General features: G+C 37.3%; 19 protein-coding genes and 1 pseudogene. 17 read left to right on the forward strand and 3 right to left on the reverse strand.

Going from position 1 to position 25,635, the window contains the following annotated elements; all coding sequences use genetic code 11:
- Positions 1-106 precede the first annotated feature (106 nt).
- The 8 genes from Q1B07_RS01715 (at position 107) to Q1B07_RS01750 (ending at position 10,260) form a co-directional block, all read left to right on the forward strand.
- Positions 107-394, forward strand: coding sequence for an ATP-binding protein (locus Q1B07_RS01715; RefSeq protein WP_299088577.1), 288 nt, complete (start codon positions 107-109; stop codon positions 392-394).
- 442 nt (positions 395-836) lie between these two features.
- Complete coding sequence (locus tag Q1B07_RS01720; protein ID WP_299088536.1) at positions 837-3,110, forward strand: helix-turn-helix domain-containing protein; 2,274 nt, start codon at positions 837-839, stop codon at positions 3,108-3,110.
- Between the two features lie 163 nt (positions 3,111-3,273).
- The gene (locus Q1B07_RS01725) at positions 3,274-4,254 is read left to right on the forward strand and encodes a sugar ABC transporter permease (RefSeq protein ID WP_299088520.1); all 981 of its coding nucleotides are present in this window, start codon (positions 3,274-3,276) and stop codon (positions 4,252-4,254) included.
- Positions 4,255-5,124, forward strand: coding sequence for a carbohydrate ABC transporter permease (locus tag Q1B07_RS01730; protein ID WP_299088518.1), 870 nt, complete (start codon positions 4,255-4,257; stop codon positions 5,122-5,124).
- An 84-nt stretch (positions 5,125-5,208) separates the two neighbouring features.
- On the forward strand, positions 5,209-6,771 hold the full coding sequence (locus Q1B07_RS01735; protein WP_299088516.1) for an extracellular solute-binding protein: 1,563 nt from the start codon (positions 5,209-5,211) through the stop codon (positions 6,769-6,771).
- 27 nt (positions 6,772-6,798) lie between these two features.
- Positions 6,799-7,995 carry a glycoside hydrolase family 88 protein gene (locus Q1B07_RS01740; protein ID WP_299088514.1) on the forward strand — a complete coding sequence of 399 codons (1,197 nt, stop codon included), beginning with the start codon at positions 6,799-6,801 and terminating at the stop codon, positions 7,993-7,995.
- 168 nt (positions 7,996-8,163) lie between these two features.
- Positions 8,164-8,814 carry a DUF624 domain-containing protein gene (locus Q1B07_RS01745; RefSeq protein WP_299088513.1) on the forward strand — a complete coding sequence of 217 codons (651 nt, stop codon included), beginning with the start codon at positions 8,164-8,166 and terminating at the stop codon, positions 8,812-8,814.
- Between the two features lie 72 nt (positions 8,815-8,886).
- Positions 8,887-10,260 (forward strand): FAD-dependent oxidoreductase, encoded by a 1,374-nt coding sequence (locus tag Q1B07_RS01750; RefSeq protein ID WP_299088511.1) that lies wholly within the window; start codon positions 8,887-8,889, stop codon positions 10,258-10,260.
- Positions 10,261-10,687: 427 nt separating this feature from the next.
- On the opposite strand, the gene Q1B07_RS01755 is transcribed toward Q1B07_RS01750, so the two are convergent.
- Entirely contained in the window at positions 10,688-10,849 is a 162-nt protein-coding gene (locus Q1B07_RS01755; RefSeq protein WP_299088509.1) for a hypothetical protein, read from the reverse strand.
- Between the two features lie 179 nt (positions 10,850-11,028).
- On the opposite strand from Q1B07_RS01755, the gene Q1B07_RS01760 reads away from it, so the two are divergent.
- From Q1B07_RS01760 to Q1B07_RS01770, 3 genes are all read left to right on the forward strand, one after another.
- A complete protein-coding gene (locus Q1B07_RS01760) occupies positions 11,029-14,199 on the forward strand; it encodes a discoidin domain-containing protein (protein ID WP_299088507.1) in 3,171 nt (1,056 codons plus the stop codon).
- 233 nt (positions 14,200-14,432) lie between these two features.
- A complete protein-coding gene (locus tag Q1B07_RS01765) occupies positions 14,433-14,648 on the forward strand; it encodes a hypothetical protein (RefSeq protein ID WP_299088506.1) in 216 nt (71 codons plus the stop codon).
- A 247-nt stretch (positions 14,649-14,895) separates the two neighbouring features.
- On the forward strand, positions 14,896-15,345 hold the full coding sequence (locus tag Q1B07_RS01770; RefSeq protein ID WP_299088504.1) for an SRPBCC family protein: 450 nt from the start codon (positions 14,896-14,898) through the stop codon (positions 15,343-15,345).
- Between the two features lie 95 nt (positions 15,346-15,440).
- Here the strand turns inward: Q1B07_RS01770 and Q1B07_RS01775 are convergent, their stop codons facing one another.
- Complete coding sequence (locus tag Q1B07_RS01775; protein WP_299088503.1) at positions 15,441-16,343, reverse strand: LysR family transcriptional regulator; 903 nt, start codon at positions 16,341-16,343, stop codon at positions 15,441-15,443.
- A 223-nt stretch (positions 16,344-16,566) separates the two neighbouring features.
- Between Q1B07_RS01775 and Q1B07_RS01780 the strand changes: the two genes are divergently transcribed.
- Both Q1B07_RS01780 and cysI read left to right on the forward strand, forming a co-directional pair.
- Positions 16,567-18,387 carry an assimilatory sulfite reductase (NADPH) flavoprotein subunit gene (locus tag Q1B07_RS01780; protein ID WP_299088502.1) on the forward strand — a complete coding sequence of 607 codons (1,821 nt, stop codon included), beginning with the start codon at positions 16,567-16,569 and terminating at the stop codon, positions 18,385-18,387.
- A gap of 26 nt (positions 18,388-18,413) precedes the next feature.
- The gene (cysI, locus tag Q1B07_RS01785) at positions 18,414-20,132 is read left to right on the forward strand and encodes an assimilatory sulfite reductase (NADPH) hemoprotein subunit (RefSeq protein WP_299088500.1); all 1,719 of its coding nucleotides are present in this window, start codon (positions 18,414-18,416) and stop codon (positions 20,130-20,132) included.
- A 266-nt stretch (positions 20,133-20,398) separates the two neighbouring features.
- Here the strand turns inward: cysI and Q1B07_RS01790 are convergent, their stop codons facing one another.
- A complete protein-coding gene (locus Q1B07_RS01790; RefSeq protein ID WP_299088499.1) occupies positions 20,399-20,644 on the reverse strand; it encodes a DUF1256 domain-containing protein in 246 nt (81 codons plus the stop codon).
- Positions 20,645-20,964: 320 nt separating this feature from the next.
- Between Q1B07_RS01790 and Q1B07_RS01795 the strand changes: the two genes are divergently transcribed.
- From Q1B07_RS01795 to Q1B07_RS01810, 4 genes and pseudogenes are all read left to right on the forward strand, one after another.
- The gene (locus Q1B07_RS01795; RefSeq protein ID WP_299088497.1) at positions 20,965-21,684 is read left to right on the forward strand and encodes a metallophosphoesterase family protein; all 720 of its coding nucleotides are present in this window, start codon (positions 20,965-20,967) and stop codon (positions 21,682-21,684) included.
- Between the two features lie 507 nt (positions 21,685-22,191).
- On the forward strand, positions 22,192-23,484 hold the full coding sequence (locus Q1B07_RS01800) for an O-antigen ligase (protein WP_299088495.1): 1,293 nt from the start codon (positions 22,192-22,194) through the stop codon (positions 23,482-23,484).
- A 145-nt stretch (positions 23,485-23,629) separates the two neighbouring features.
- A pseudogene (locus tag Q1B07_RS01805) lies at positions 23,630-23,953 on the forward strand (cell wall hydrolase).
- Between the two features lie 349 nt (positions 23,954-24,302).
- Entirely contained in the window at positions 24,303-25,472 is a 1,170-nt protein-coding gene (locus Q1B07_RS01810; RefSeq protein ID WP_299088493.1) for an LL-diaminopimelate aminotransferase, read from the forward strand.
- Positions 25,473-25,635 lie beyond the last annotated feature (163 nt).

Consider the following 25,635-nt stretch of genomic DNA (forward strand, 5'->3'; position numbering starts at 1 on the left):
GTACCTTGCCCATGTTTGTAAACTTCTTTACAACCAGGAATCTCTAAATAGCTCCTTAGATCTTGAATTAAAGAAAGGCACACAAGAGCTATTTCCGATCCTTGAAATTGATTTAGATCATTTCGGACAAGTATTTCAAAATTTACTATCAAATGCGATAAAGCATACGAGCACCGGTGGTATCAAATTGCAATTAGAAGTAGAGAAAAAGTCGGTGCTAATTTCTTGTAAGGATACTGGAGGTGGGATCGCAAAGGAAGACCTTCCGTTCATTTTTGAACGACACTTTACCAAATCCCATCATCCTTCCGTAAGAGGTCATGGATTAAGCCAATCAATATGCCGGGAATTTATTAAAAGGCACAATGGTGAAATCTGGGCAGAAATGAAGTAGGAAAAGGGACCATTATTTTTATTCAGCTTCCCATTGTACCGATAGAGGAAGAATTATTACTTAATTAACCGTAAGAACATGATGTTGCCTTCTTGGAGAATGATCCTTGAAGGCTTTTTAATGAAAAGATTTTACAGTTTCCGGCTATCAAATTTAAAAAGTCAAGTAGGAAGTCCCATCAACAATACAAACTGATAGCCATCATTGATAAGAAGACGTCAATTTTGTTTTGTTCTTTATCTAAGAAGGAATAATAAGGAATCGAAGCGAAGTTGTGAAGAGAACTTTACTCTATGCAATAGTTTTAAAAAAACAGAACATGCTTTCGTCACACTTCAAGGGTAAATCGTTTTATTGTCATAAGTAAGTTGAAAAAAAGTAAATTTATATAAAAAGTAAGCTAATTTGTTTATAAATTTGTATTCGAGCGGGGGGCGGAGAAGTGATAAAAAGGAAAAAATTTTATTGGAAGTTGTTTGTATGTATGATGGCGGTTATCTTTGTTTATACAGCTGCATTATCGTTTGTTTATTATATAAAAAACCGGGAGTTTACGAATTATGAGTTGGAGCAGAGTCAGAAAGAGCTATTAAAACAGGTGAAGGAAAAAGTCGATCATCGTTTAATGGTGGCATTGAGTGGGATTAACCAGCTAAAATCTTCAAAAGCGTTTGAGAATTTCAGTCAAAACACGAATGAAAAACTGGAACATTATTATGTTACTGAATTGTATAAAGAACTGCAGAAAAATTCAAATGCTTTTAGTCAGTTTGAGTATAAGCTAGGTGTGATGAAAACAGATAAAGATATGATTGTGACACCTGACATGACAATTAACCAAGAACGATACTTTCAACAGCTCGGACTTAATAAAGAAGAAAATGAACAGGTAGCTAGCTACTTAAAGGGAAAAAACAATAGCTTTGGACAGTATAAATTATTTTCACTTATGAATCCACAGAAAGATAATCTATATATTACCCTTTTGAAAAAAGAGTGGATCGCTGAAGGCAAAAATGTAGTCTTTTTTCTTTCTTTCTATACGAAAAACCTGTACCCTGCTTTACATTCAGTTGATCAAGGAGGATTTGCTCTAGTAGAAGGGAAACGTATTTTAAGTCATCGAACTACTTTTCATGATCTTTCGATTACTGATGTCTTGAATCAGGATAAATTAAAACAGCTGGAATCTTCTCAGGAAAAGCTTGTCACATATCAAAAAATAACAGCTTCGGATTATCAGATCAAATCCTTAACCTCAGAAGTGTTAAAAGATTGGCAGTATCTTTATATTACCCCTAAACATGTGACTGAAACATCTTTTGCCGGCCATCTTATCGATTCTCTGCCTGTTTATTTACTTTTTTTATTAGCAGGGCTAGTACTTCAAGTTGTGTTCGTGAATTATACGTATCAGCCTGTAAAAAAAGTACTTCAAGTATTAAAAGATGAAGAAGATAGCATCGAAGGAGATGAGTTTGCCTTTATTCAGAAAATAACGACGAATATGAAAAAAATGAACGAAAGGCTGCTTTCAACGATTGATCAGCACCAGATGCCATTGAAACAAAAATTTATGAAAGACTTGCTTCTTGGATTAGTCGAGAAAGAGGAAGTGAAGGAAAAATTAGAATTTTTCGGTCTTACCAAGCTTAAACAAGGAAGGGTAATCCTTTTTGAATTCACCCACTATAAGGATTGGGAAGAATCGGTTACACGTGAAGGGATTCTCACAATCAAGCTTCAGCTACTAACCTATTTAAAAGAACATATCGAAAAGAACATCTCTTATGAAATGATCGAAATGGAAGCCGAGAAACTCGCAATCTTAACAAGTGAAACAAATTTGCAGAACATACGGAATTGGATAAATTCATTTAATAAGGGATTAGATGAACGCTTACTCTCTACAATGTTTATTGCAATCAGCGAACCATTAGCATCACTTTATCATTTCGAAAAAGGATATAAGCAGGCAAGAAATTTGCTTGAATACAGGTATGCAATTGAACGAAAAAACATTGTGACAACTGAAGATATCGAATGTTTTGAGCAAAAGAGCTACTATTACCCCCTTGAGATGGAGAAAGAATTGATTAATTTTAGTTGCAGAGGCCAGAAGGAGAAGGCCATGTCCATTTTAAAAACCGTCTTAAACGATAATCTATATGTTAGACAGCTTGATGAATATGCACTCCGAAGCCTTGTATTTGAATTGCTTGCCACGTTTCATCGAATTTTATCGCAGACGAATCAGGCAGAAAAGACAATCTTTGGCGAAGATGAAACCTTTTATCAAAGACTTCAACATATTCGTGGTAAAGAAAAGGTTGAGCAAACGATCACAAGTTTATTCGATGAGCTACTTGAAAACATCCAAGTACAAACAAATAAGACAGATTTATCAGTAGCTGATCAATTGATGAACTTTATCCATGAAAATTTTCAAAGGGATCTTTCTCTTTCTGATTTAGCTGAGCATTTTAATTTAACATCGAGTTATGTGAGCAGAGTTTTTAAGGAGCAAACCGGAGAAAATTTTAAAGAATATTTAAATATGTACAGAGTGGAAAAAGCAAAAGAGATTTTGTCAGCGCAAGATGTGAAAATTAATCAAGTGGCGAGCATGGTCGGGTTTAACAATGTCAATACGTTTATCCGAACCTTTAAAAAATATGTTGGACTTTCTCCAGGTCAATATGAGAAATCATCTTAATGGATCGATACTTTTTGTGATCCATCTACATTTCTTATGATTGAGTAAAAAAAGGAGATATATACAAAAAACTGGTGATAGTAAACTGGGCTATGAGCGAGTAAAGTGGGGGTAACCGAACGAATCAGTCAGCATGATGATAAAAAAGAAAAGGAGGAAAGGCATGAATGGACAAATTCAATCTGAAGAGAAAAAACAAATCCCCCAAATTACACAAAAGATAGGTGTTTCACACCTGCAGAGAATTAAAAAAACAATCAGCCGAGATAAATATTTGTACTTACTGCTGATTCCGTTTATTGCATGGTACATTCTTTTCTTATACCGTCCAATGTATGGACTTCAGATTGCGTTTAAAGATTATAGTATTTTTCAAGGAATTGAAGCTAGTCCATGGGTTGGCTTTCAAAATTTTGTGCAATTCTTTGAAAGCGATTACTTTTTTAGAACGTTAAAAAACACCGTCCTCATTAGTTTATACACCTTGGTATTTGCCTTTCCGGCACCGATTATTTTGGCGCTTCTGTTTAATGAAATTAAGTCGGCAACCTACAGAAAGTTTACTCAGACAGCAACATATCTTCCTTATTTCATTTCAATCGTTGTTGTAGCAGGGATTGTTACCAATTTTCTCTCACCAACAAACGGACTTGTTAATATCATCATTGAAAAATTAGGAGGAGAAAAGATTTATTTTTTAACCAATCCAGAATATTTCCGATCGATCTTTATCGGGATGAACATTTGGAAGGATGTCGGGTTCAATGCAATTATTTATATCGCGGCAATCAGCGGAATCAATCCTCAGTTGTATGAAGCAGCTAAAATGGATGGGGCAAATCGCTGGAAACAAATGTGGCATGTCACTTTGCCAGGAATTATCCCGACGATTTTGATCTTATTCATCTTGAACATCGGAAGCTTCCTGGAGGTTGGGTACGAAGCCATTATTCTGCTCTATCAACCGGCAACATATGAGACAGCGGATGTTATAAATACTTATGTATACCGGGCGGGCTTGCAAGGAGCAAACTATGAGCTCGGAGCAGCAGCAGGCTTGTTCAACGCTATTGTTGGATTAGTGCTTGTCGTCACAGTGAACAAAATTACGAAAAAATTCAGTGAGAGCGGAGGTTTGTGGTAAATGAAGAGTTATGGAAGTAAAATAGCCGATTTCATGATCTATGCTGTTGTCGGATTGATTGCCATTATCTGCATTTACCCATTCATTTATGTGCTCTCAGCTTCAATCAGCTCATCTGATGCTGTTCTTAGGGGAGATGTTCTCTTATTTCCAAAAGATATTACATTTGAAGCATACAAGCGGGTCCTAGAAGAACCCGGGATTTGGGTAGCATACGGAAATACAATCTTTTACACAGTAGTTGGAACATTGTTTAGCATGTTTGTTACGATTTGCGGAGCCTATCCGCTTTCGAGAAAACGGTTAAAAGGTCGTAGCTTTTTCGCCTTTTTTATCGCGTTCACGATGTGGTTTAATGCAGGAATCATCCCGACCTACCTGAATTTAAAAGAACTCGGACTGCTTGATACTCGAACGGCAATCATTGTAGGCTTTGCTATTTCCACGTTTTTGGTCTTTATCATGAGAAGCTTTTTTCAATCTGTTCCTGATTCTTTAGAAGAGTCAGCAAAAGTGGATGGAGCAAACGATCTTCAAATATTATGGAAAATCTTTTTACCTTTATCAAAACCAGCGCTTATAACAGTCGGACTCTTTTATGCGGTTAGCAGGTGGAACAGTTATTTTTGGTCAATGATTGTGTTAAATGATGAAAGCAAAATTCCGCTTCAGGTGCTATTGAAAAAATTGGTTGTAGATATGAGTGTAAAGGAACAAATGGCCAATTCACTTGATACAACCTCCCAATACTCAGCAGAAACCGTTATTTATGCAACGATCATTGTGTCAATCATTCCGATTGTCTTGGTCTATCCATATTTGCAAAAATATTTTGTAAAAGGAACGATGATCGGCGGGATTAAGGAGTAAGTTATTAAACAACGTTTTGACGCTTATGTATTAGTTGTTATGTAAAAAAATAAAAATGAAATGAAAGTCTAAGGGGGAGTTTTCTTGAAAAAAGCAGCTTTGATCCTATTTTCCGTTTTTCTGCTAATTGTTGGAGGGTGTTCCAATAATACGTCAAGTGAAGTTGATTCAAATAATAACTCAGAAAGTGAAAAGGGCCTTACAGGATTTCAGGTATCCAAGGAACCCGTTGATATGAAGATACACCTTCATCATTTTGATGGCCAAGTCATTTTTAATGATGATTGGCCGACGTTTAAGAAGGCGGCTGAGTTAACAAATGTCAGCTTGCAAGGGGTGGCTCCAAAGACATCAACGGACAGTCAGGAAGCTTTTAATTTGATGATTGCTTCAGGTGAAATACCTGATCTTGTCCAAGGTACAAAGGCTGATTTAATGAAGTATGGGAAAGAAGGAGCGTTCCTACCGCTGAATGACTTAATTGAAGAACATGCTCCAAACATTAAGAAATATCTTAATGAGATGGAAGGCTTAGAAGAATTTGCTACAGCCTCAGATGGAAAACTATATTTTGTTCCCTTTATAGCAGATGGAGAGGCACAAAAAGGCTGGTTTGTCAGACAAGATTGGCTGGATAAGCTTGGGCTTAAAGCACCGCAAACAACTGAAGAGCTATATGAAGTGTTAAAAGCGTTTAAAGAAAAGGATCCAAATGGAAACGGCAAACAAGATGAAATTCCATATTTTTCAAGAATATCGGAAAGTTTAGGTGAACTCACAATATTATGGGGGGCTCGCAATGATCTCTATTTAGATGGAGATAAAATTAAATACGGACCATATGAAGAAAAATATGGCACTGCTCTCTCAGAATTAGCTAAATGGTATGAAGAAAAGTTAATAGATCCAGAGATTTTTACAAGAGGTGCAAAAGCAAGAGATATTTTGTTAGGTAACAACCAAGGCGGAATAACGCATGATTGGTTTGGAAGTACAGCAGGATACAATAATTTATTAAAAGATCAAGTTGCTGGTTTTAAGTTTGAAACATTTGCTCCTCCTGAAAATTCCGATGGGGAAAAAATCGAACCTACCGTCCGTGATCCATATGGAGACAAAGCAGGAATAGCGATTGGCTACTCAACAAAGGATCCGGTAAAAGCAATCAAATATCTCGATTTCTTTTATTCTGAAGAAGGACGCCGATTGATGAACTATGGAGTAGAAGGAGAAACTTACGATTTAGTTGATGGAAAACCTGTATTTAAGGAAGAGATTTTGAGTTCGCCAGATGTTCCGACAAAACTGCATGAGTATGGAGTCCAAACACTATTTTCTTATCATCAGGATTTTGAGTATGAGAAACAATGGTTAAATCCAATTGCCTTAAAAGGGATAGAAGAATACTCTGCCAACAATTATTTTGCAGAACCGCTGCCTCCTTTTTCTTTTACTGAAGAAGAAGAGAAGAAGGTTACGGAAATTGCAGCCGATTTAAAAACGTACCGGGATGAAATGATGCAAAAATGGGTCTTAGGTGCAGAAAAGATAGATTATGAGAAATTTAAGAATCAACTTAAAAGCCTTGGTGTAGAGGAATATATTGACCTCCATCAAAAAGCGTATGATCGATCAATAAAGAAATGATGGGAAATATATAGGAGGTAATATTCGATGCAGAGGACCGATCAAGTTGTAGAAGAACGCCTTTTAAAAAAAGAAAGATTTTCAACTAGACCGCCTGTAAACCGTGCTTATTTTGAAAAGGCTCTTGAATATGTGCTTGTTAAAATCGACCAGAACCTAGAGATTTTTACAGGAAAATTTCCTAGTTCCAGCAGCCATAATTTCGTTTATCGAGCGATAGACAATGTAGAATGGACGACAGGTTTCTGGACAGGGATGCTTTGGCTTGGTTACGAATATACCGGAGAAGAAAAATACAGGCAAGTAGCTGAAAAGCATGTCAAGAGTTTTAAAGATAGAGTCAAAAACAAAATTGCAGTCAACCATCATGACATGGGGTTTTTGTATAGCCTCTCATCTGTTAGCGCATATAAATTAACAGGAGAAAATCAAGGAAAGGAAGCAGCACTTGAAGCTGCTGAACTGCTTCTTAGCCGCTACTTTGAAAAAGCAGAAATCATTCAAGCATGGGGGGATTTAGCAGATCCTGAACAAAGAGGAAGGATGATTATTGATTGTTTGATGAATCTACCCCTACTTTATTGGGCAAGTGAAGTAACAGGTGATCAAACGTATCAACAAATAGCTTATAAGCATGCAAAACAGTCTGCTAAATATATTGTTCGTTCAGATTCTTCAACATATCATACATTTTATATGGATCCAGAGACGGGAAAACCTTTATACGGCAACACTCATCAAGGATTTTCAGATGATTCCTGCTGGGCAAGAGGTCAGGCGTGGGGAATATACGGTTTTCCTTTAAGCTATCACTATACAGGTGATGAAAAATTTATCAATCTAAGTAAAAAACTTGCAAACTATTTTCTTAATCGTCTCCCAAGCGATCACGTCTGTTATTGGGATTTAATTTTTACACATGGTGAAGAAGAAAGAGATAGTTCTGCTGCTGCTATTGCTGCCTGCGGGCTGCTTGAAATGAGTAAAAGATTGCCCCTTACTGATGACATGAAAGGGTATTATGAAAATAGTGCGCTCCACATTGTCTACTCGCTGGCTGAACACTATACGACAAAAGATGTGCCCCATGCAAATGGAGTTTTAAAACACGCAGTCTACCATAAACCTAGAAATACAGGTGTTGATGAATGCTGTATTTGGGGCGATTACTACTACATGGAAGCACTTGTTCGATTACTGAAGGATTGGAAAATGTACTGGTAATAACATATTGGCTGTCTCACACAAACTTTGAATCTATTTGAGACAGCCATTTTTAAAGAGAATAAAAGGTTTAAGCATGTTTGAGATTGGAATTTTATCTAAAGGTTGGTTGAATACATGAAAGCCAATAATGTCAGTGACAATTTTATCATTTTAGGAGAGACGAATATGCAAGAAAAAAGCATGATCGGAGGCATTTACACAGTAATGGAGTGGATCTCACGTTTTGTGTATTTGCAATTTTTATGGGCAATGTTTACTGTCTTTGGCTTGATTGGTTTTGGTTTTTTTCCAGCGACATTTACGATGTTTGCCATAACAAGAAAGTGGATTCACGGACAAACTGACATTTCCCTATTTCCTGCTTTTAAGCAGCTTTATAAAAAAGATTTTCTAAAAGCAAATGCTATTGGGGGGATTGCAATTGCTTTTGGGTTTATTGCTTATTTTTACTTGCGATTTTTTCAAATTCAGAGCGGGGCTGCTCCGGTGGTATTCTTTTTTCTCATGTTTGCCGTTTGCTTATTCTATTTGATGACTTTGCTTTTTATTGCACCAGTTTTTGTTCATTATCATCTAAAGGTCATGGAAATATTTAAGATTTCGTTTATGATGGCTATCTCATATCCCTTTCATGTTATTGCCATGTTCTTTATTTTATTTTGTTTTGGTTTACTCATGCAGGCTATTCCGGGTCTTCTCCCATTCTTCAGCTTCAGTTACCTTGCCTTTGCACTTATGTGGATTGCAAATTCAGCTATTGAAAACAAGGAAGGTCACATTTCAATAACAGTAAGGAACAATAAGACAGAGATATAAATAAAAGGATATGTTAAAGGTGTTTCTAGTATTGGTATCATGTAGCTAATATTTTTTGGAGGAGTGTTTTTTATGAGGGAATTTGATGTGATCATTTTAGGCGGGGGGATTTCCGGCGCAGTTGCAGGAATAGCCTCTTCAAGGTTAGGGGCCAAAACATTAATTATTGAATCTTATGGATTTTTAGGTGGAATGCTGACAGCTGCAGGAGTAGGTCCTATGATGACTTTTCACGCTGGAAAAAAACAAGCTATTCAAGGAATAACAGAAGAAATTATTCAGCGCTTGAAAAAAATCGGCAAATCCGTTGGCCATATAAAGGATTTAACAAATTACACATACTCAGTTACTCCATTTGATTCTGAAGCAATGAAACATGAAATAGAAATGATGCTGGTTGAAAGTGGTGCAGAGATTTTATACCACACAGTATTAGCTGAAGTAATAAAAGAAGGAAATAAAATAACAAAGATAAAAGTCTGCAATAAAGCTGGTCTTTCTGAAATTAGCGGAAAGATCTTTATAGATGCTTCGGGTGACGGAGATTTAGCAGCATGGTCAGGCGTCAAGTTTACGAAAGGAAGAGAATCAGATGGTGCTGCCCAGCCTATGACATTAAAAATGAAAGTAAGAAACGTAGATATTAATCGGGTTAAACAATATATAAAAGAAAATCCGGATAATTTTACTAGAGTACCAGAAAATCTTGAAGATTTTAATAATGTTGAACGATTATCAGTTGTTGGTTATTTAAAAGAGTTCAAAGAAGCTAAAGAAAAAGGAGACATTACGATAAAAAGAGAAGATGTCTTGTTTTTTGAAACCAATAACCCTGGAGAAGTTATTTTTAACACGACTAGATTATTAGGATTTGACAGTACAGACCCTTGGAGCTTAAGCAAAGCTGAAATTGAAGGCAGGAAACAATGTCGAGAACTTGAGAATTTTATGAAAAAGTATATGGTTGGCTTTGAAAATGCTGTTGTTGTCTCAACAGGCCCTTCCATTGGTGTACGGAGCTCGAGGCAAATTGTGGGATTATATACATTAACAGCAGAAGATTTATTAGAACAACGTAAATTTGATGATGTCATTGCCCACTCGGGTTATCCAATCGATATTCATAGTCCCGACGGAGAAGGCACCTCCCATAAGAAACTAGAATGGGGCGGGATTTACGGAATACCATTTAGATGTCTTGTTACCAAAGAGATCGATAATTTAATTGTTGTAGGAAGATGTCTCTCTGCAACTTTTGAAGCACAGGCGGGCGTAAGAACAACTCCAACTGCCGGGGCAATTGGCCATGCTGGAGGAGTTGCAGCTGCTATTGCAGCAAAAGAAAACATCAGAGTTCAAGAAATGAACATTAGAAAATTACAGTCCACCTTACTAGAACAGGGAGCTTATTTGGAGATAACCCCAACGGAAAAGATCACTCATTAGTTTTATATAGTAAAAAAGGAGAGAAAGAAAGCGAATTGAGAAAAGCAAAATTTGATGTTTAAACATATGCCTGGGAAGATCAAGTTGAGTGATTAAAGCGCTATCTAGGCAAAAAAGCGTTCTACGATCAAAAGGGGGTGATTAATTCAGTTTAATGATCATAGAAAGCAAATTACTTCCAAGACAGTTGAATGTAGGAATCTCTATTTAACGGACAATTTATAGTGAGAAGCTTATTATCAACTAAACTGAGTAAATGTCTTGTTACGAAAGGAAAAACAGTAATCAAATTTATTAAAGCGCTTACAAAAAAACTTATGTAGCAATGTTAATTTAAACCAATAATACTATTTTTAAAATACAAAAAGTAAGCCTGGATTCTGCCTAATTCATTTTACCTTATATAGATTTTGGTGTTTGCTATATTTCATAAGGTAATAAAGTTAATGGTAGGAAATTTCCTTTCTTTTACACTTGCTAAAGACAATAAGTATTTGGCAGCATCAAAAGCGGATAAGAGTTTGTCTGCAAGCATCCTTAAAACACGAGGAAACGTTGTATTTTCCACTCTAAATAGTTGTTTAGACAAATGTTTGCATACACCTCCTTAAAAAGCGGTCCAATTATTTTCTAACAAGATTTTACAATCATTCAAGCTCGTTGCCTAAAGTCTTAATTTGTCTTGGCACTACCCGTTTGTCCTTTTCGGAGATAATTGGAAAATCTACAATAATTAAGTTTTAATTATTGGGGGAGTGACTACAGATAATGAGAAACCGAGCTGAAAGACCAAAACCCTTTATCTTAATCCTATGTATGCTAGTCACATGTTTCTTTAGTTTAAGTACAGGGCAGATTCAAGCTGCCGAAAGCAAGGCTTCTACTTCAAGCGGCGACTCAGCAACTCCGTTGTCTATCGTGGGATACCGTGCAAGTGGCAGTGATGCTAATATACCAGGGTATGCGATCGATGACGACATCAACTCTCGTTGGTCAGCTTATGGTGATGGACAGTGGATAGAATTGGACTTAGGTTCACAGAAGGAGATCTCCTATCTAGGTGTTGCCTTTTACAGGGGCGATAATCGCACGAAAACGATTGATATTGAGGTTTCCAACGATCAAACGACTTGGTCCAAGGTATACAGCGGTACTAGCAGCGGTACGACGATTCAATTAGAGGCATTCGGCTTCGAACCAGTAACAGCCCGTTATGTTCGTGTAGTAGGACGGGGTGAGAACCAATGGACCAGCATTACCGAAATTCATGTATATCCTCCACATCCAGATGGGTATATATTAAACTATCTGGAAATACCGCCGACCGGACCGGACCCGGAAGCACCGACTCCAACCAAGCCAGGTCTCTACTATGCAGATGGGACGCCACATAATCCGCATAAGCCCCAAAAGGTAACAGGAAGAAAACTGAATGTCGTCGTGTTTGGAGCAAGTCCTTCCGATAACGGTGTAGATGATGCCCGAGCCATTCGCGCTGCTTTGGAAGAAGCACAGCCAGGTGATGAAGTCTATCTTCCTGATGGTCATTATCAATTATCTAGTACGTCTTACGATGGCGTTTCACATTTAACGATAAAATCGGGCGTCCAGCTACGCGGAGAAAGTCAGGAGGGAGTTCTTCTTGTTTCAGATCATGCGAATGATTTCGGAGAACATGCAACAAATTATGGGATTATTATCCGGATTGCAGGGAAGAACAATATCAAAATAAGTAATATGACCCTTACCTCAAGCTGGAATCTGAATTATTCCACCAACACTCGCACCGCCAACCCTGACAGAGGCGGACCTAAACAAGCCATATACATTACATCGTTTCGCGGAAAAGCATCTTCTAATATTACTCTTTGCGGTCTAACCATTGAAAAATTCCAGCGTACCGGTATCATTATTTCAAATAGTCACGATGTGATCGTGGAAAAATCCTTATTCAGGAACGCGACGGATGTTGCAGATGGAGGAAGCGGTTATGGAGTTAGCATTGAAGGAAAGCCAAAAGAAAGCCGTCTGGGCAGAGAAGACGATTCCTATTTCAATGTTGTTCGCAATAATCGTTTTATCGGTCCTTATTTGCGTCATGGAACATTAATGCAATTCTACACCCATAATAATCTTATTGAAAACAACAAATATGAAAACATTTCATTAGATTCTATAGACTTTCACGGAGAAGACGAATATATGAACGAGGTTCGTTTCAACCATATCGTTGGCGGTGGAGAAGCAGGCATTGGAGTAGGAAATCCCGGTGAAACTCATGATGCATCAGGCCCGGGAAACTATATTCATGATAACATGATTGAGAATGTGGATAAATACGGTATCCAAGTATATCTTGGCTCTCCCAAAACCATAATTGAAAACAATGTGCTTATTCGTTTTACTAAAGCCGGCAGTCAGGGAATTCGATTAAAGAATGCGCCTGAAACCATTGTAAGAAACAACAAAATATTTGACAATAAAGCCAATGAGTTTTGGGGTATCATTGCCATGAAAGATGATGGTGATCCAAGGAACGGTAATGGGGAAGGCATTCCCAAGAACATCGTCATTCAAAACAATCATGTAACGAATAACACAAATGGGATCGGTATTTTGCATGGAACCAATATTTTGTTGACAGGAAATGTGATAAGCGGAAATACGGAAACTGATTATATCAACAATGCTGTGATCCCTGCACAGCTGCCTTCTAGTGAAGCCGCAAGTGTACAAAAAAATGCATCATCACTTCTCGATCCATCAAAATTGTTTATTAAAGGCGGCGATGATGACAACACGATTCGAACGTATTTAAAATATGATTTAAGTCAACTGAACGGAGAGATTGCTACAGCGTGGCTTTATGTGCATGGAAGAGCTTTGGAAAGTAAAAGTACGGAATCAACAGTTGTTAATTCCTTGTACGGTGTCGAGGATGATACATGGAGTGTAAGCGAATTAATGTGGAATTCTAGTGGTGCCCCGCCTGTTCTTGGAGATCATCTCTCTACCATTCCTTTTAGAAATGACAGTGTTGATTCATGGTATGTCTTCGATGCTACCAAGTATGTGAAGGACCAATTGAAGGGCGATAAAACAGTTTCACTTGCTATTACCCAAGATCCTATGCAGACCGGATATCTTACTCAACTTTACAATGGCTCAGAAAGCGATAAGCGTCCTTATCTAAGAGTGGAAACTTATCCCCCGGTCGAATTGGCCAGTGTAACAGTTACTGCTGATAAAAATCAGCTTATATCTAATACTTCAACTTTATTACATGTAACAGGTAAAATGAATACCGGAGCTGATGCTTCTTTAGAGAATGCCAAAATTGTCTACGAAAGTCTTACACCAGAGCTTGCTTCTGTTGACTCAAGCGGGAAGGTCGCAGCGCTAAAGGAAGGTAAGGCTGAAATTAAGGTAACAGTCACATTGGACGGTGTAACAAAGAGCAGTTCAATCACCTTAAGCGTGACAAATAACCTGGCGGTAATTGCTACTTTGTCTGTTGATTCAACGCTTGGCACTAACGCAAAGGAAGGAGTAGTAGATGGAAACTTATCTACACGATGGTTATCTGGAGGAACACAGACTCCTTCTTTTCTAAAGCTGGATTGGACATCCGCGCAAACGATTAATCAAGTGAAGCTTTGGAGTGGGCATGTACCTGTCACCGGCTCGGCCGGCTGGCAGGTCAAGGATTTTAATCTTGAATATTTAGATGGTTCGGAATGGAAGACCTTGGCGGAAGTAAGAAATAACGACAAAGATGCCTTTTTGGATCAATTCACACTGCTGAACTTTGATCCTATCATTACAACCTCCATAAGGTTCATCTTTATCAGTCCTTCATGGAAAGACTCGATTAGTCGTATTAATGAACTAGACGTCAGTCTTAGCGAACGAACAGCTCCCTCTGAAGTACAGATGTGAATGTAATAAAGCAAAATTAAGCAGATAATTATTTATAAATATGTTTTAGCTTTCAGGAGATTTTTATTTCTTGAAGGCTTTTTTCATGTTTTGAGCTTTTATTACCTTTGACTATAGCTCAAATTAGTTAGATATTTGTTCAAAAATAGGTGTTTTACCTAAGGAATCGAATAAGTTCTCTTCATAATGTGGAAATAAAGTAGTAAAAAAACCTAATTGGAGGTAAAATGCCTATGCAACATGATTTTCAGCTTTACAATGGAAACAATGAAAGATTCTTTGGGAGACCATTTGGAAGACCGTTCTTTTGGAGACCATATTTTGGAAGACCGTTTTTTGGCGGTCCATTTATTGGAGGAGTCCTAGGTGGATTATTAGGCAGCGCATTATTGTATCCTCCTTTCTATGGCTATCCATACCCTTATTATCCATATTGGTATTGGTATTAAAAAAATTCAACATGACAAAAGCTACAATGAACGCAGTGGGACGATATTTGCATGACTCCTAGATAGAGACTAAATCGTTTCACGCGTTTTTTTTGGACTATCTGTACGCACCAGTTTTTTACTTAATCGTTTAATCAGCAAATTTAATTGACATAATGAAGGAATTTTATGAATAGGTTCTTAAATGACGAATAGGCAGAGTTTCTGCAAAGATCCATTTTTGCAAAGTGAAGGTGAGGGATAACACATGCCAAGTGAATTATATAAAGTAAAGGCCAACTTACCCATTCATTCAATATGGAGATTCGTAAGTGTCATGGATAATTGGGCACCGCTTGTTCCTGGTTATATTGAACATGTAATAGTGAATGAAAGGGAGTCCATTTGGAAATTTAAAACAGATCTCGGAATGATAAAGAAAAAAATTGAGCTGAAAGTTGAGATTACAAATTGGATTGAGCCAACAAAAGTGACCTTTAATCTAACAGGTATAAATGAAAAAATGACAGGAAAAGGTTATTTTGAAGCAGATGAGATTACTGAAAGCAGCACATGTATGACTGGTTTTCTTGAAATCATACCAGAGGGCAAGATGGCGAAAATGATCAATAATAAACTAAAGAAAAACCTCTCAGACATGACGAAAGAATTAACGGAAGCGATCATTGAAAAAATTGGAGAGAAGATCATTTCTTAGTCTATACTTAAAAAAATGCTGACTTAAAGCAAAGGTGATTTTTAAGTCAGCATTTTAGTCTTTTTTCGACATTTTGTTCATGTTGTAAAATAATGTTAAGTTGGTTTGATTTGATTGGGCCACTTTTTATTTAAAGAAGAGATAAAGGTCTTTACATTTTTTTTATCGGCCATTATGGGTGAATAAACATAGGAAAGCGTTCGTTTAAAGGTATGATTTTTCATTTTTAAAATAGACAGATTTTGATGCAGGACATCCCTTTCAATTACACTTTTCGATAAGAGAGACAGCCCCATACCATTTATCAGTGTTTCTTTGATGCCTTGGTTTGAGCTTATCGTAAGAAGTGATTGAACCTTTAAGCCATTTGTGCGAAAAACATGGTTAAGATATTCTCCTGTTCCTGACCCTACTTCTCTAGTAACCCAAGCTTGATTTTGCAGATCAGCTATTGTAACCTCTGCTTTTTGAGCCAGCTCATGATTAGTTGAAGAAACTATAAATAATTCATCTTCCATAAAAGGGTGAACGGAAAGCTCCTTTTCATTTGTCTGCCCCTCAATTAATCCGATATCAACTTCATACATCCTTACAGATTGGACAATTTCTTCGGTATTTCCAATGATAACTTGAAGTTCTAGCTCAGGGTAATCCTTTTGCAGATCGAGAAGTAATGTTGGCAAAATATATTCACCGATTGTAAAGCTTGCTCCTATTTTTAATTCTCCCTTTATTGAATTGTGATGCTCTAAAATATCCTGAATGGTTTGTTCATAAATCGTGATCATTTGCTTTGCACGATCATATAAAATTTCACCCGTTGGAGTGATTTTCAAAAATTTTGGAGACCGTATAAATAGCTTTGTTTGCAACTCCTTTTCCAAATTTTTAATATGCAAGCTAACACTAGGTTGTGACATTCGAAGAATTTCGGCTGTTTTCGTAAAGTTTTTGACCTCTGCAAGTGTTACAAATGTTCTTAAGGCGTCATAGTACAAAAAAACCCCCACCTTACTATTAGTAATGTTAATAACAACGATAATTTATATGTATTTTACTAATGAATGAACTTCTGGTAAAGTTTTATTAGAATATTTTTAATATCGTTCAATGCTGGAAAAGGTAAGAAAACAATCGAAAGATCTCGAAAATTGTTGAAACCAGTCATTGTACACAAATGACGTTAACGATATACTTATAACTTTTGTGAGGTGGAAAGTGTTGCAACTTCAGGTAATAAACAGTCCGTTTAACCAGGAGCAGGCAGAGCTCCTAAACCGTCTTCTGCCAACCTTAACAGAATCTCAAAAAGTTTGGCTAAGCGGTTATTTAGCAGCATCCCAAACTGCAACTGCAGCCGGCACTCCAAGTGTACCGACACAGGAAGCCCAGGTCGGAATCACTGCACAGGCAATCTCAAAAGACGTAACGATTCTTTACGGCTCCCAGACTGGTAATGCACAGGGGCTTGCAGAAAAAGCAGGTAAGACACTTGAGGGGAATGGCTTTAACGTAACCGTTTCGTCTATGAGTGATTTTAAACCAAACAACTTAAAGAAGGTTGAAAATCTCCTAATCGTTGCTAGTACACATGGTGAAGGCGATCCACCGGATAATGCACTTTCATTCCATGAGTTTCTTCATGGACGACGTGCGCCAAAGCTTGATAACCTAAGGTATTCTGTATTAGCGCTTGGAGACAGCTCATATGAATTTTTCTGTAAAACTGGAAAAGATTTTGATCACCGATTGGAAGAGCTCGGCGGTAAGAGACTATATGATCGTGTAGATTGTGATCTTGACTATGATGAGCCGGCAGCTGAATGGATCCAAGGCGTTCTTAGCGGATTAAGCGAAGCACAAGGCGGAGCTGCTGTATCTGTATCTGCTGCTGCTCCTCAAGCAGGTGAATCTGCTTATTCACGAACAAATCCATTTAAAGCTGAAGTTCTCGAAAATATTAACTTGAATGGTCGTGGTTCTAACAAAGAAACACGTCATCTTGAAATTTCACTTGAGGGATCAGGCTTAACTTATGAACCAGGTGATAGTCTTGGCGTTTACCCGCAAAACGATCCAGAGCTTGTTGATTTGCTTCTTGAAGAAATGAAATGGAATCCAGAAGAAAATGTAACGATTAATAAACAAGGTGAAAGTCTAGCACTTAGAGAAGCGCTTATTTCACATTTTGAAATTACTGTATTAACAAAACCTCTCGTTGAGCAGGCGGCGAAACTTTCTGAAAACCAAGAGCTACAGGAACTTGTATCTCCTGATAATGTGGAAAAACTAAAAGCTTATCTTGATGGCCGTGATCTCCTTGATTTGGTACGTGATTTTGCTCCATGGAAAGGAACAGCACAGGATTTTATTTCAATTTTACGAAAAATGCCTGCACGACTGTATTCTATTTCAAGCAGCTTAGCAGCGAATCCAGATGAGGTTCATTTAACAATCGGCGCTGTACGTTATGAAGCTCATGGCCGTGAACGAAAAGGTGTTTGCTCGATTTTATGTGCTGAGCGCCTTCAACCAGGTGACACGCTTCCGGTTTATGTTCAGCATAACCAAAACTTCAAGCTGCCGGCAAACCCTGATACGCCAATCATAATGGTAGGGCCAGGTACCGGGATTGCCCCATTCCGCGCCTTTATGCAAGAGCGTGAGGAAATGGGTGCAGAAGGAAAATCATGGTTATTCTTTGGCGACCAGCACTTTGTTACAGATTTCCTTTATCAAACAGAATGGCAAAAGTGGCTTAAGGATGGAGTATTAACAAAAATGGATGTCGCGTTTTCACGTGACAGTGATGAAAAAGTATATGTACAGCACCGTATGCTCGAGCAAAGTAAAGAATTGTTCGAGTGGCTTCAAGAGGGAGCAGCTGTTTATATTTGCGGAGATGAAAAAAATATGGCACATGATGTTCATAACGTGCTTATTGATATTATCGAAAAAGAAGGCGGCATGAGCCGTGAACAAGCAGAAGCGTATCTTGCAGATATGCAGCAGCAAAAACGTTATCAACGAGATGTATACTGATTTTTACATGAAAGGAGTTTATCAACATGGTGAATAAAACGTTAAAAGCACCGGATGGCCCGCCAAGTGATGTTGAACGTATAAAAAGAGAAAGTGACTATTTGCGGGGCACGCTGAAAGAAGCGATGCTTGATCAGATTAGTGCCGGAATTAACGATGACGACAACCGATTAATGAAATTTCACGGAAGTTATTTGCAAGATGATAGAGATCTTCGGAATGAACGCCAAAAGCAAAAGCTTGAGCCAGCTTATCAATTTATGCTGCGGGTTCGCTTGCCTGGGGGTGTGGCAACACCTGAGCAATGGCTTGTCATGGATGACCTTGCAAATAAATATGGGAATGGTACATTAAAACTTACAACACGTATGACATTTCAAATGCATGGTATCTTAAAGTGGAATATGAAGAAAACAATTCAGGGCATTCATGCTTCTCTTATGGACACAATTGCGGCATGTGGGGATGTAAATAGAAACGTAATGTGCAACCCGAACCCATATCAATCTGATATTCATTTAGAAGTCTACGAGTGGGCGAAAAAATTAAGTAATGACTTATTGCCGCGAACTAGAGCCTATCATGAAATTTGGTTGGACGAAGAAAAGGTTGCAAGTACACCTGATATCGATGAAGTTGAACCAATGTACGGTCCTCTTTACTTGCCGCGTAAGTTTAAAATTGGTATCGCTGTGCCTCCATCAAATGATATTGATGTCTATTCACAGGACCTTGGTCTTATCGCTATTATTGAGGATGATAAGCTTATTGGGTTTAATGTGGCAATCGGCGGCGGTATGGGTATGTCACATGGTGATAAGGAAACGTATCCACAGCTTGCGAAAGTGATCGGCTTCTGTAAACCTGAGCAAATTTATGATGTGGCAGAAAAAGTAATCACTATTCAGCGCGATTACGGAAACCGTTCAGCACGTAAAAATGCCCGCTTCAAGTATACAGTTGACCGTCTCGGACTTCAAACAGTTAAGGAAGAATTAGAAAATCGTCTTGGCTGGAGTCTTGAAGAAGCAAAGCCTTATCACTTTGATCATAACGGTGATCGTTATGGCTGGGTAAAAGGTGTAAAAGGAAAATGGAATTTTACACTATTTGTTGAAGGCGGACGTGTAACAGATTTTGAGGATTATAAATTGATGACAGGCTTGCGCGAAATTGCGAAAATTCATACTGGTGATTTCCGATTGACAGCTAATCAAAACTTAATTATTGCTAATGTATCAAGTCAGAAAAAGAAACAAATCACTGAACTAATTGAGCAATATGGCTTAACCGACGGCAAGCAATATACAGCTCTCCGCCGCGGTTCGATGGCTTGTGTTGCCCTTCCTACTTGTGGATTGGCGATGGCAGAAGCTGAGCGTTATTTACCTACTTTAATTGATAAAATCGATGAAATTTTAAATGAAAATGGATTACGTGATGAAGAAATTACCATCCGTATGACAGGCTGTCCAAACGGTTGTGCACGCCATGCTCTTGGTGAAATTGGCTTTATCGGCAAGGCGCCTGGCAAATATAATATGTATCTTGGTGCAGCTTTTGATGGCAGCCGTCTAAGCAAAATGTACCGCGAAAACATTGGTGAAGAGGAAATCTTAAATGAATTGCGTGTTATTCTTCCTCGCTATGCAAAGGAACGTGAAGATGGCGAGCACTTCGGTGACTTTGTGATCCGTGCCGGAATCATTAAAGCAACGACAGATGGTACGAATTTTCATGAGTAATAAAGAATAAAATGGGACTGTCTCAATTGGGACAGTCTTTTCGTATTTTAAGAATTCTTGGTATTGGCAAGCAGTGCTTGAGCTTTGTTATTGCTGAGCGTAATTTATAAAATTCTTGAACTGTGGATAGCGCTTTGACGTCTAGACCCGAAGCATAGGATGTGCAAGTGCAGTCAGTGCGACAGGACGTCGGACAGGACGTCGCGTTTTTGACTGCCAGCGCCTTAGCCCTCTAGAGGGACAAGGGTTGTTGCATCTAAAGGAGATTAGAGATTTCCAATTATTGATAAGTGTTCTGGATATAAATCTTGGAGTAACGTTCCAACAAATGGACCAAGACTATCGCCATTTATTAAATTTGAACCAATTCCTACAACATAAATATGTTCGGTCCCTTCTGGAATAAGTGAGTACAGTGTATTTCTTATAAATAGAGGTGCCAGCTTATGATTATAAGGAATGATTCCTTCTAGCATCGCTCGTTTCCTGTTCATTTCATGATTGTTTAACATGTTGATTCTCCTCAAACTGGGTATTTGATCATCAGAATACTGCAGCGCTTTTAAAATATAGTAAGATAAAACTAGTTTATTTAATTTGAAAAATGGTGGGTAGAAAACCTATGTTTAACATCTTCCAACAAAACTATTTGCTTACACTATTCTTCGTTTAGACAATAAAATCCTTCTAAATTTTTTAACAGTAAAATATTGGTGAAAACTCTCTTGCTATAATCATTTCGCTTATTTTAATTGAATGATAGCACTTCTTCTGCATAGTGGAATGGTATAGTATAATTGAACAATATTTAAAAGCAGGAGGCAGATCAATCATGAAGATTGCATTTATTTCTGACATACATGGGAATGCTGTTGCACTTGAGGCAGTTATTGAAGATGTAAAACAGAAAAACATTGATAAGGTTTGTGTTCTCGGTGACATTTGTTTTCGCGGTCCGGAGCCAAAACGATCTCTTGATTTAATTCGCTCTTTACAGACAGACGTCATAAAAGGGAATGCTGACGAATGGGTAGTCAGAGGAGTTCAGAAGGGTGAAGTTCCTGACAAAGTGTTAAGCATGATGAATAAGGAACGAGATTGGACTGTTTCTCAACTTGAAAAAACTGATCTTGACTATTTAAAGGGATTGCCTAAGGAACTTCATTTTGAGATAGATGGAGTAGGGATACATGCTTTTCATGCAACACCAAATAATTTATTTGATGTTGTGCTTCCAAACACAGATGATTCAGGAATTATGGAAAAGCTTATGTCAAATGCAAATGCTCAAATTTATATTTATGCTCATATACATAAGCCTTATATACGTTTTATAAATGGTCAAGTTGTTATGAATATCGGCAGTGTCGGATTGCCTTTTGACGGACTGACAAAGTCATCTTATGGGCTTGTTCAAATTAATAATGGCGGTTTTAGTGTTTCGATTGAACGGGTCGATTTTACTATTCAAAAAGTCATTGATCAGTACCAGGAGGGAAATTATCCTAATGCAAACATGATGATTAATGTTGTAAAAGAGGCTCGTTTGTAGATCGAGTGCACTTTATAAAAAATTAGATGGAAAAGCGCAGGTGTTAATACCTGCGCTACTTTAAAGTGAGAAATAGAAGCTCGAATTCAATTGGTCCTCTATGTGAATTTCTTAAGCATAGTAATCTCCTCTTCTTAAAAATACCAGTAACAGCCGGAGTTCCAAAATCAACGGTTAATATGCTAGACTCCTGATATTGAATGCCTATTTGGCAGCTCCTAAACATCCTTCTCTAAAACTTATATGACAGTCAAATTTCATATGATTACCTTCGTTTTGTTTTTTCCTATCTTTTTTTCATTCCACTAAGTAAATAGATTAATTTTACCATAGTATTTAAATGTTTTTTGTAAAAAAAATATTAACTGCAGGTTAATTATGTAATTTTTCCGTTAAGATTCTTGAAAATCTTACAATTTTAAATCGAAATTAAATATATTTAGCATTAGCAGCAAAAACCTTTGCTATTTTCTAAAGTAAATACGACAGATAGGAAAAGGAAGATATATGATTAATTTACAGACAACATTTATCAAGGAATATTTGAAAAAGTATTCAGTAGAAATAGGGATCCTGCTATGTTTTATTCTTCCGCCAATAGGAATTTTGTGGCTAATGGTCATTGGTTGGAACCATTTGAACGAGGTTATTAATTTTAAAGTCTCTTTTTCTATTAATACGACGAGTTTCTTTTTTATCTGTATGGCTCTGGCAACTACTGGTGCTGCTCTTGGGAATGGCAATGGAAGTTATCTGCTTGCATTCGCTATGATTTTAGGGTATTTGGGGCTGTATTCATTCATTAAAGATCGCGTTACGATTTCTCTTTTTAGTCGTTATAAACAATTAATCATTATAGGCGGAGTGTATTTAATTATCATTGGAAATATCGTCAATCAACTGAATGTCCCTGAACATATCTTTGGTCTGCTTACAGGTACTACATTTATTGGTACTTCTGAAGATGCAAGCGGGAGATTATTTGGGAGTGCATATAACCCTAACTTTACAAGTTTTTTATTGTTGATTTCATTATCCTTCCTTCTGGCTGATCTTTTAAAACGACTGCAGGAGAGAAGGAGCTTAATCCCAACTCTCAGCCTTATCTTATTCTTCGGGGCAGGGATATTTCAAACAGAGTCAAGAACTGGAGTAGCCACAATGTTTATCATGTTTATTCTATTTTTACTAAGGCTTGCTCCTAAGATTGGAATATACTGTTTATCATTTATGGTTTTGGTTAATATTCATATTCTTGCACTTATCCCGAGATCTGAACAGATTCGAAGCTCTAGCTTTGTGCGAAAAGAAATATGGGAAAATAGTTTTAAAATATGGAAGGAACATCCTTATTTTGGAACGACATCACTAGGCTTTTATGATGCATATGCTCATTTTGGTGAACCTGTTCCCCATGCACATAATATTTTATTAGGGTTTTTCTCTGAATATGGGTCAGTTGGAGGGCTTGGTTTTTTATTAGTATTTACTGCAATTTCATTTAAATTCTGTTATCTCTTTCTTATTAAGTGGAAGAAAAAGAAAGTATTATTGGAATTCTTTCTCTTATCACTTCCAATTCTGCTACTAACAGGCATTTTTGATCATCCGCTTGTTTCCCCGCAGACAACAATATTGATAGTCATCTTGGTTGCCTGTTGGGACCGTTACACTGAGCGTTTACCATTTGTGAGAAAATCGATTTTCTCATTGAAAAGGCTATATACAAAAGGAGTTTATTTGAAGCAAAAACCAGTCTCACAGCAAATGACGAAAACGGAAAAAAATAAATCGGTTTAAAAGAGAGTTGCCTATTGTGAAAAGATAACCTTAAAAACTATTCAAGAATTTGACATTGTGGAATAAAAGTTGGATGAAAATATTATGGTAATGGCCCTTGCCTTTGCTAAATATGATTAGGTAACCGTGATTTGGAGGTGAAGTCATGGGAGTTGTAAAGGCTACACAATCAGATATAAACCTCTTAGCAAGATTACTAGAGCGGAAGCTGAAGGTGAGGGTACACTGGGAATGCTGCTTGTTGGGAATGTAGGTATTAACAGGATAAGAGCGAATTGCTAAGATTTTAAAGGTTATTTTTATCAACGTGCTAGAGAAAATTGAAAAACAGTTAGCACGCCGTGTAGTGAATGGGGAAAGATTTTGGCCAGCAAAATACAGCTTATGGTATTTTAGACCGCCAGGAGATTGTCCGCCGCAATGGTATAATCAGCCGTAAGTTGGCCGATACAAACTTCATTGTTTTTAAGAGCCAACTGCTGAAGAATGTCAAAATGTATATAATACTTCTAAAACACTAAAGTTAAGTTAAATTTAAAACAATAAAATTATCTCTAGCCAATCAAAGCCTGACCAAAACGCTTTTAAGCTAAATTGGTCAGACTTTTTTATTTTCAGTTATGAAATAAAAAAGCTGATTATTTGATTAACTTATTTTGTCGAATTCCCAGAATAGGTAAGTGGAAAATATAAAGTAAAGAAAACTGATTAAATCGTTTAACTAAAATCATCTAGATAATGTCTAAATATGATACACTTATTTTCATAATAAATATAGAAATATGTTATCACGCAAATCGTTGTGACAGGAGGGCAGCATGAATATAACAATAGCGAACAGAATGAATTCATTTCAGCCATCTATCTTTAGTGAGTTGGCACTTTATAAAAAACAAAAGCTTGCTGAAGGTGTACCAATCATAGATTTGAGTATTGGGAGTCCAGATTTACCACCGCCTTCTTTTATTACCCAAACTTTATCACATGAAGTGCTAAAACAAGATCAATATGGATATACAATGACTGGGACAAAATCATTTCACGATGCAGTATCTGCTTTTTATCAAAAGCAACACCAAGTGGAATTAAATGCAGATCAAGAGGTTACAATCGTTATGGGTTCGCAGGACGGGCTTGTACACTTTCCTATGGTGTTTGCAAATCCAGGGGATCTCATTTTAGTTCCAGATCCAGGATATACCGCCTACACTGCGGGAATTGCGATGGCAGGTGCGAAAGCTTATTTTATGCCCTTAAAAAAAGAAAATCGCTTTTTGCCAGATCTTTCAGCCATTCCTGAACAAATCGCCAAGCAAGCAAAGCTGATGATCTTGAATTTTCCAGGTAACCCTGTTCCTGCGTTGGCAAGCAGAGAGTATTTTGCAGAAGTTGTTGCATTTGCAAATAAGTACAATATTATTGTACTCCATGACTTTGCTTATTCAGAGCTTTATTTTGAGGGGAATAAACCAGTCAGCTTCTTATCTGTTGCTGGTGCGAAAGATGTTGGTGTGGAAATATCCTCCTTTTCAAAAAATTATAATCTGGCAGGTAGTCGAATTGGATATGTTGCTGGACATAAAAAGATTATTCATGCCTTTAATCAATTAAAGAGTAATTTAGATTATGGGGTCTTCTTACCAATTCAAATGGCCGCCATTCAAGCCTTGGAAAAGGGAGAAGAATTTTGTAAAAGCAACCGAAAAGTATATGAGGAAAGACGTGATCTTCTCGTAAATGGTTTGAAAGATATCGGTTGGGAAGTGACAAAGCCAGATGCTGGGATGTTTTTATGGGCGGAAATACCTAAAGGCTGGACATCCCTTAACTTTACATATGTGTTGATTGACAAGGCCAATGTTGTCGTAATACCAGGTCATGCATTTGGACCAAACGGTGAGGGTTATGTCCGTATTGCTTTAGTTCAAGATGTGGAAATTTTAAAAAAAGCAATTGCTTCTATTAAAGCGGCAAATATTTTATCTTGAAAGCAAAGGTGCTCAAATAAAGAAAATAAAAGAATAATGTCATATCGAGGCTATTTCAATAAGGAGATAGCCTCTTCGTATTAATCAGTTATCTTGATGAGAGAGAATTTTCCAAGAATAAATCCATTTTCGTTTAACACTTATATAAATATAGTAATAAAAT

Origin of the sequence: uncultured Metabacillus sp. (genome assembly GCF_947503125.1) — a bacterium.
Taxonomy (GTDB): Bacteria; Bacillota; Bacilli; order Bacillales; family Bacillaceae; genus Metabacillus.

Coding starts and splice junctions, on each gene's coding strand:
- Q1B07_RS01725 (WP_299088520.1), top strand. CDS start 3,274: ATGAATGGACAAATTCAATCTGAAGAGAAAAAACAAATCCCCCAAATT.
- Q1B07_RS01730 (WP_299088518.1), top strand. CDS start 4,255: ATGAAGAGTTATGGAAGTAAAATAGCCGATTTCATGATCTATGCTGTT.
- Q1B07_RS01740 (WP_299088514.1), top strand. CDS start 6,799: ATGCAGAGGACCGATCAAGTTGTAGAAGAACGCCTTTTAAAAAAAGAA.
- Q1B07_RS01745 (WP_299088513.1), top strand. CDS start 8,164: ATGCAAGAAAAAAGCATGATCGGAGGCATTTACACAGTAATGGAGTGG.
- Q1B07_RS01750 (WP_299088511.1), top strand. CDS start 8,887: ATGAGGGAATTTGATGTGATCATTTTAGGCGGGGGGATTTCCGGCGCA.
- Q1B07_RS01760 (WP_299088507.1), top strand. CDS start 11,029: ATGAGAAACCGAGCTGAAAGACCAAAACCCTTTATCTTAATCCTATGT.
- Q1B07_RS01765 (WP_299088506.1), top strand. CDS start 14,433: ATGCAACATGATTTTCAGCTTTACAATGGAAACAATGAAAGATTCTTT.
- Q1B07_RS01770 (WP_299088504.1), top strand. CDS start 14,896: ATGCCAAGTGAATTATATAAAGTAAAGGCCAACTTACCCATTCATTCA.
- cysI (WP_299088500.1), top strand. CDS start 18,414: ATGGTGAATAAAACGTTAAAAGCACCGGATGGCCCGCCAAGTGATGTT.
- Q1B07_RS01790 (WP_299088499.1), bottom strand. CDS start 20,644: ATGTTAAACAATCATGAAATGAACAGGAAACGAGCGATGCTAGAAGGA.
- Q1B07_RS01795 (WP_299088497.1), top strand. CDS start 20,965: ATGAAGATTGCATTTATTTCTGACATACATGGGAATGCTGTTGCACTT.
- Q1B07_RS01800 (WP_299088495.1), top strand. CDS start 22,192: ATGATTAATTTACAGACAACATTTATCAAGGAATATTTGAAAAAGTAT.
- Q1B07_RS01810 (WP_299088493.1), top strand. CDS start 24,303: ATGAATATAACAATAGCGAACAGAATGAATTCATTTCAGCCATCTATC.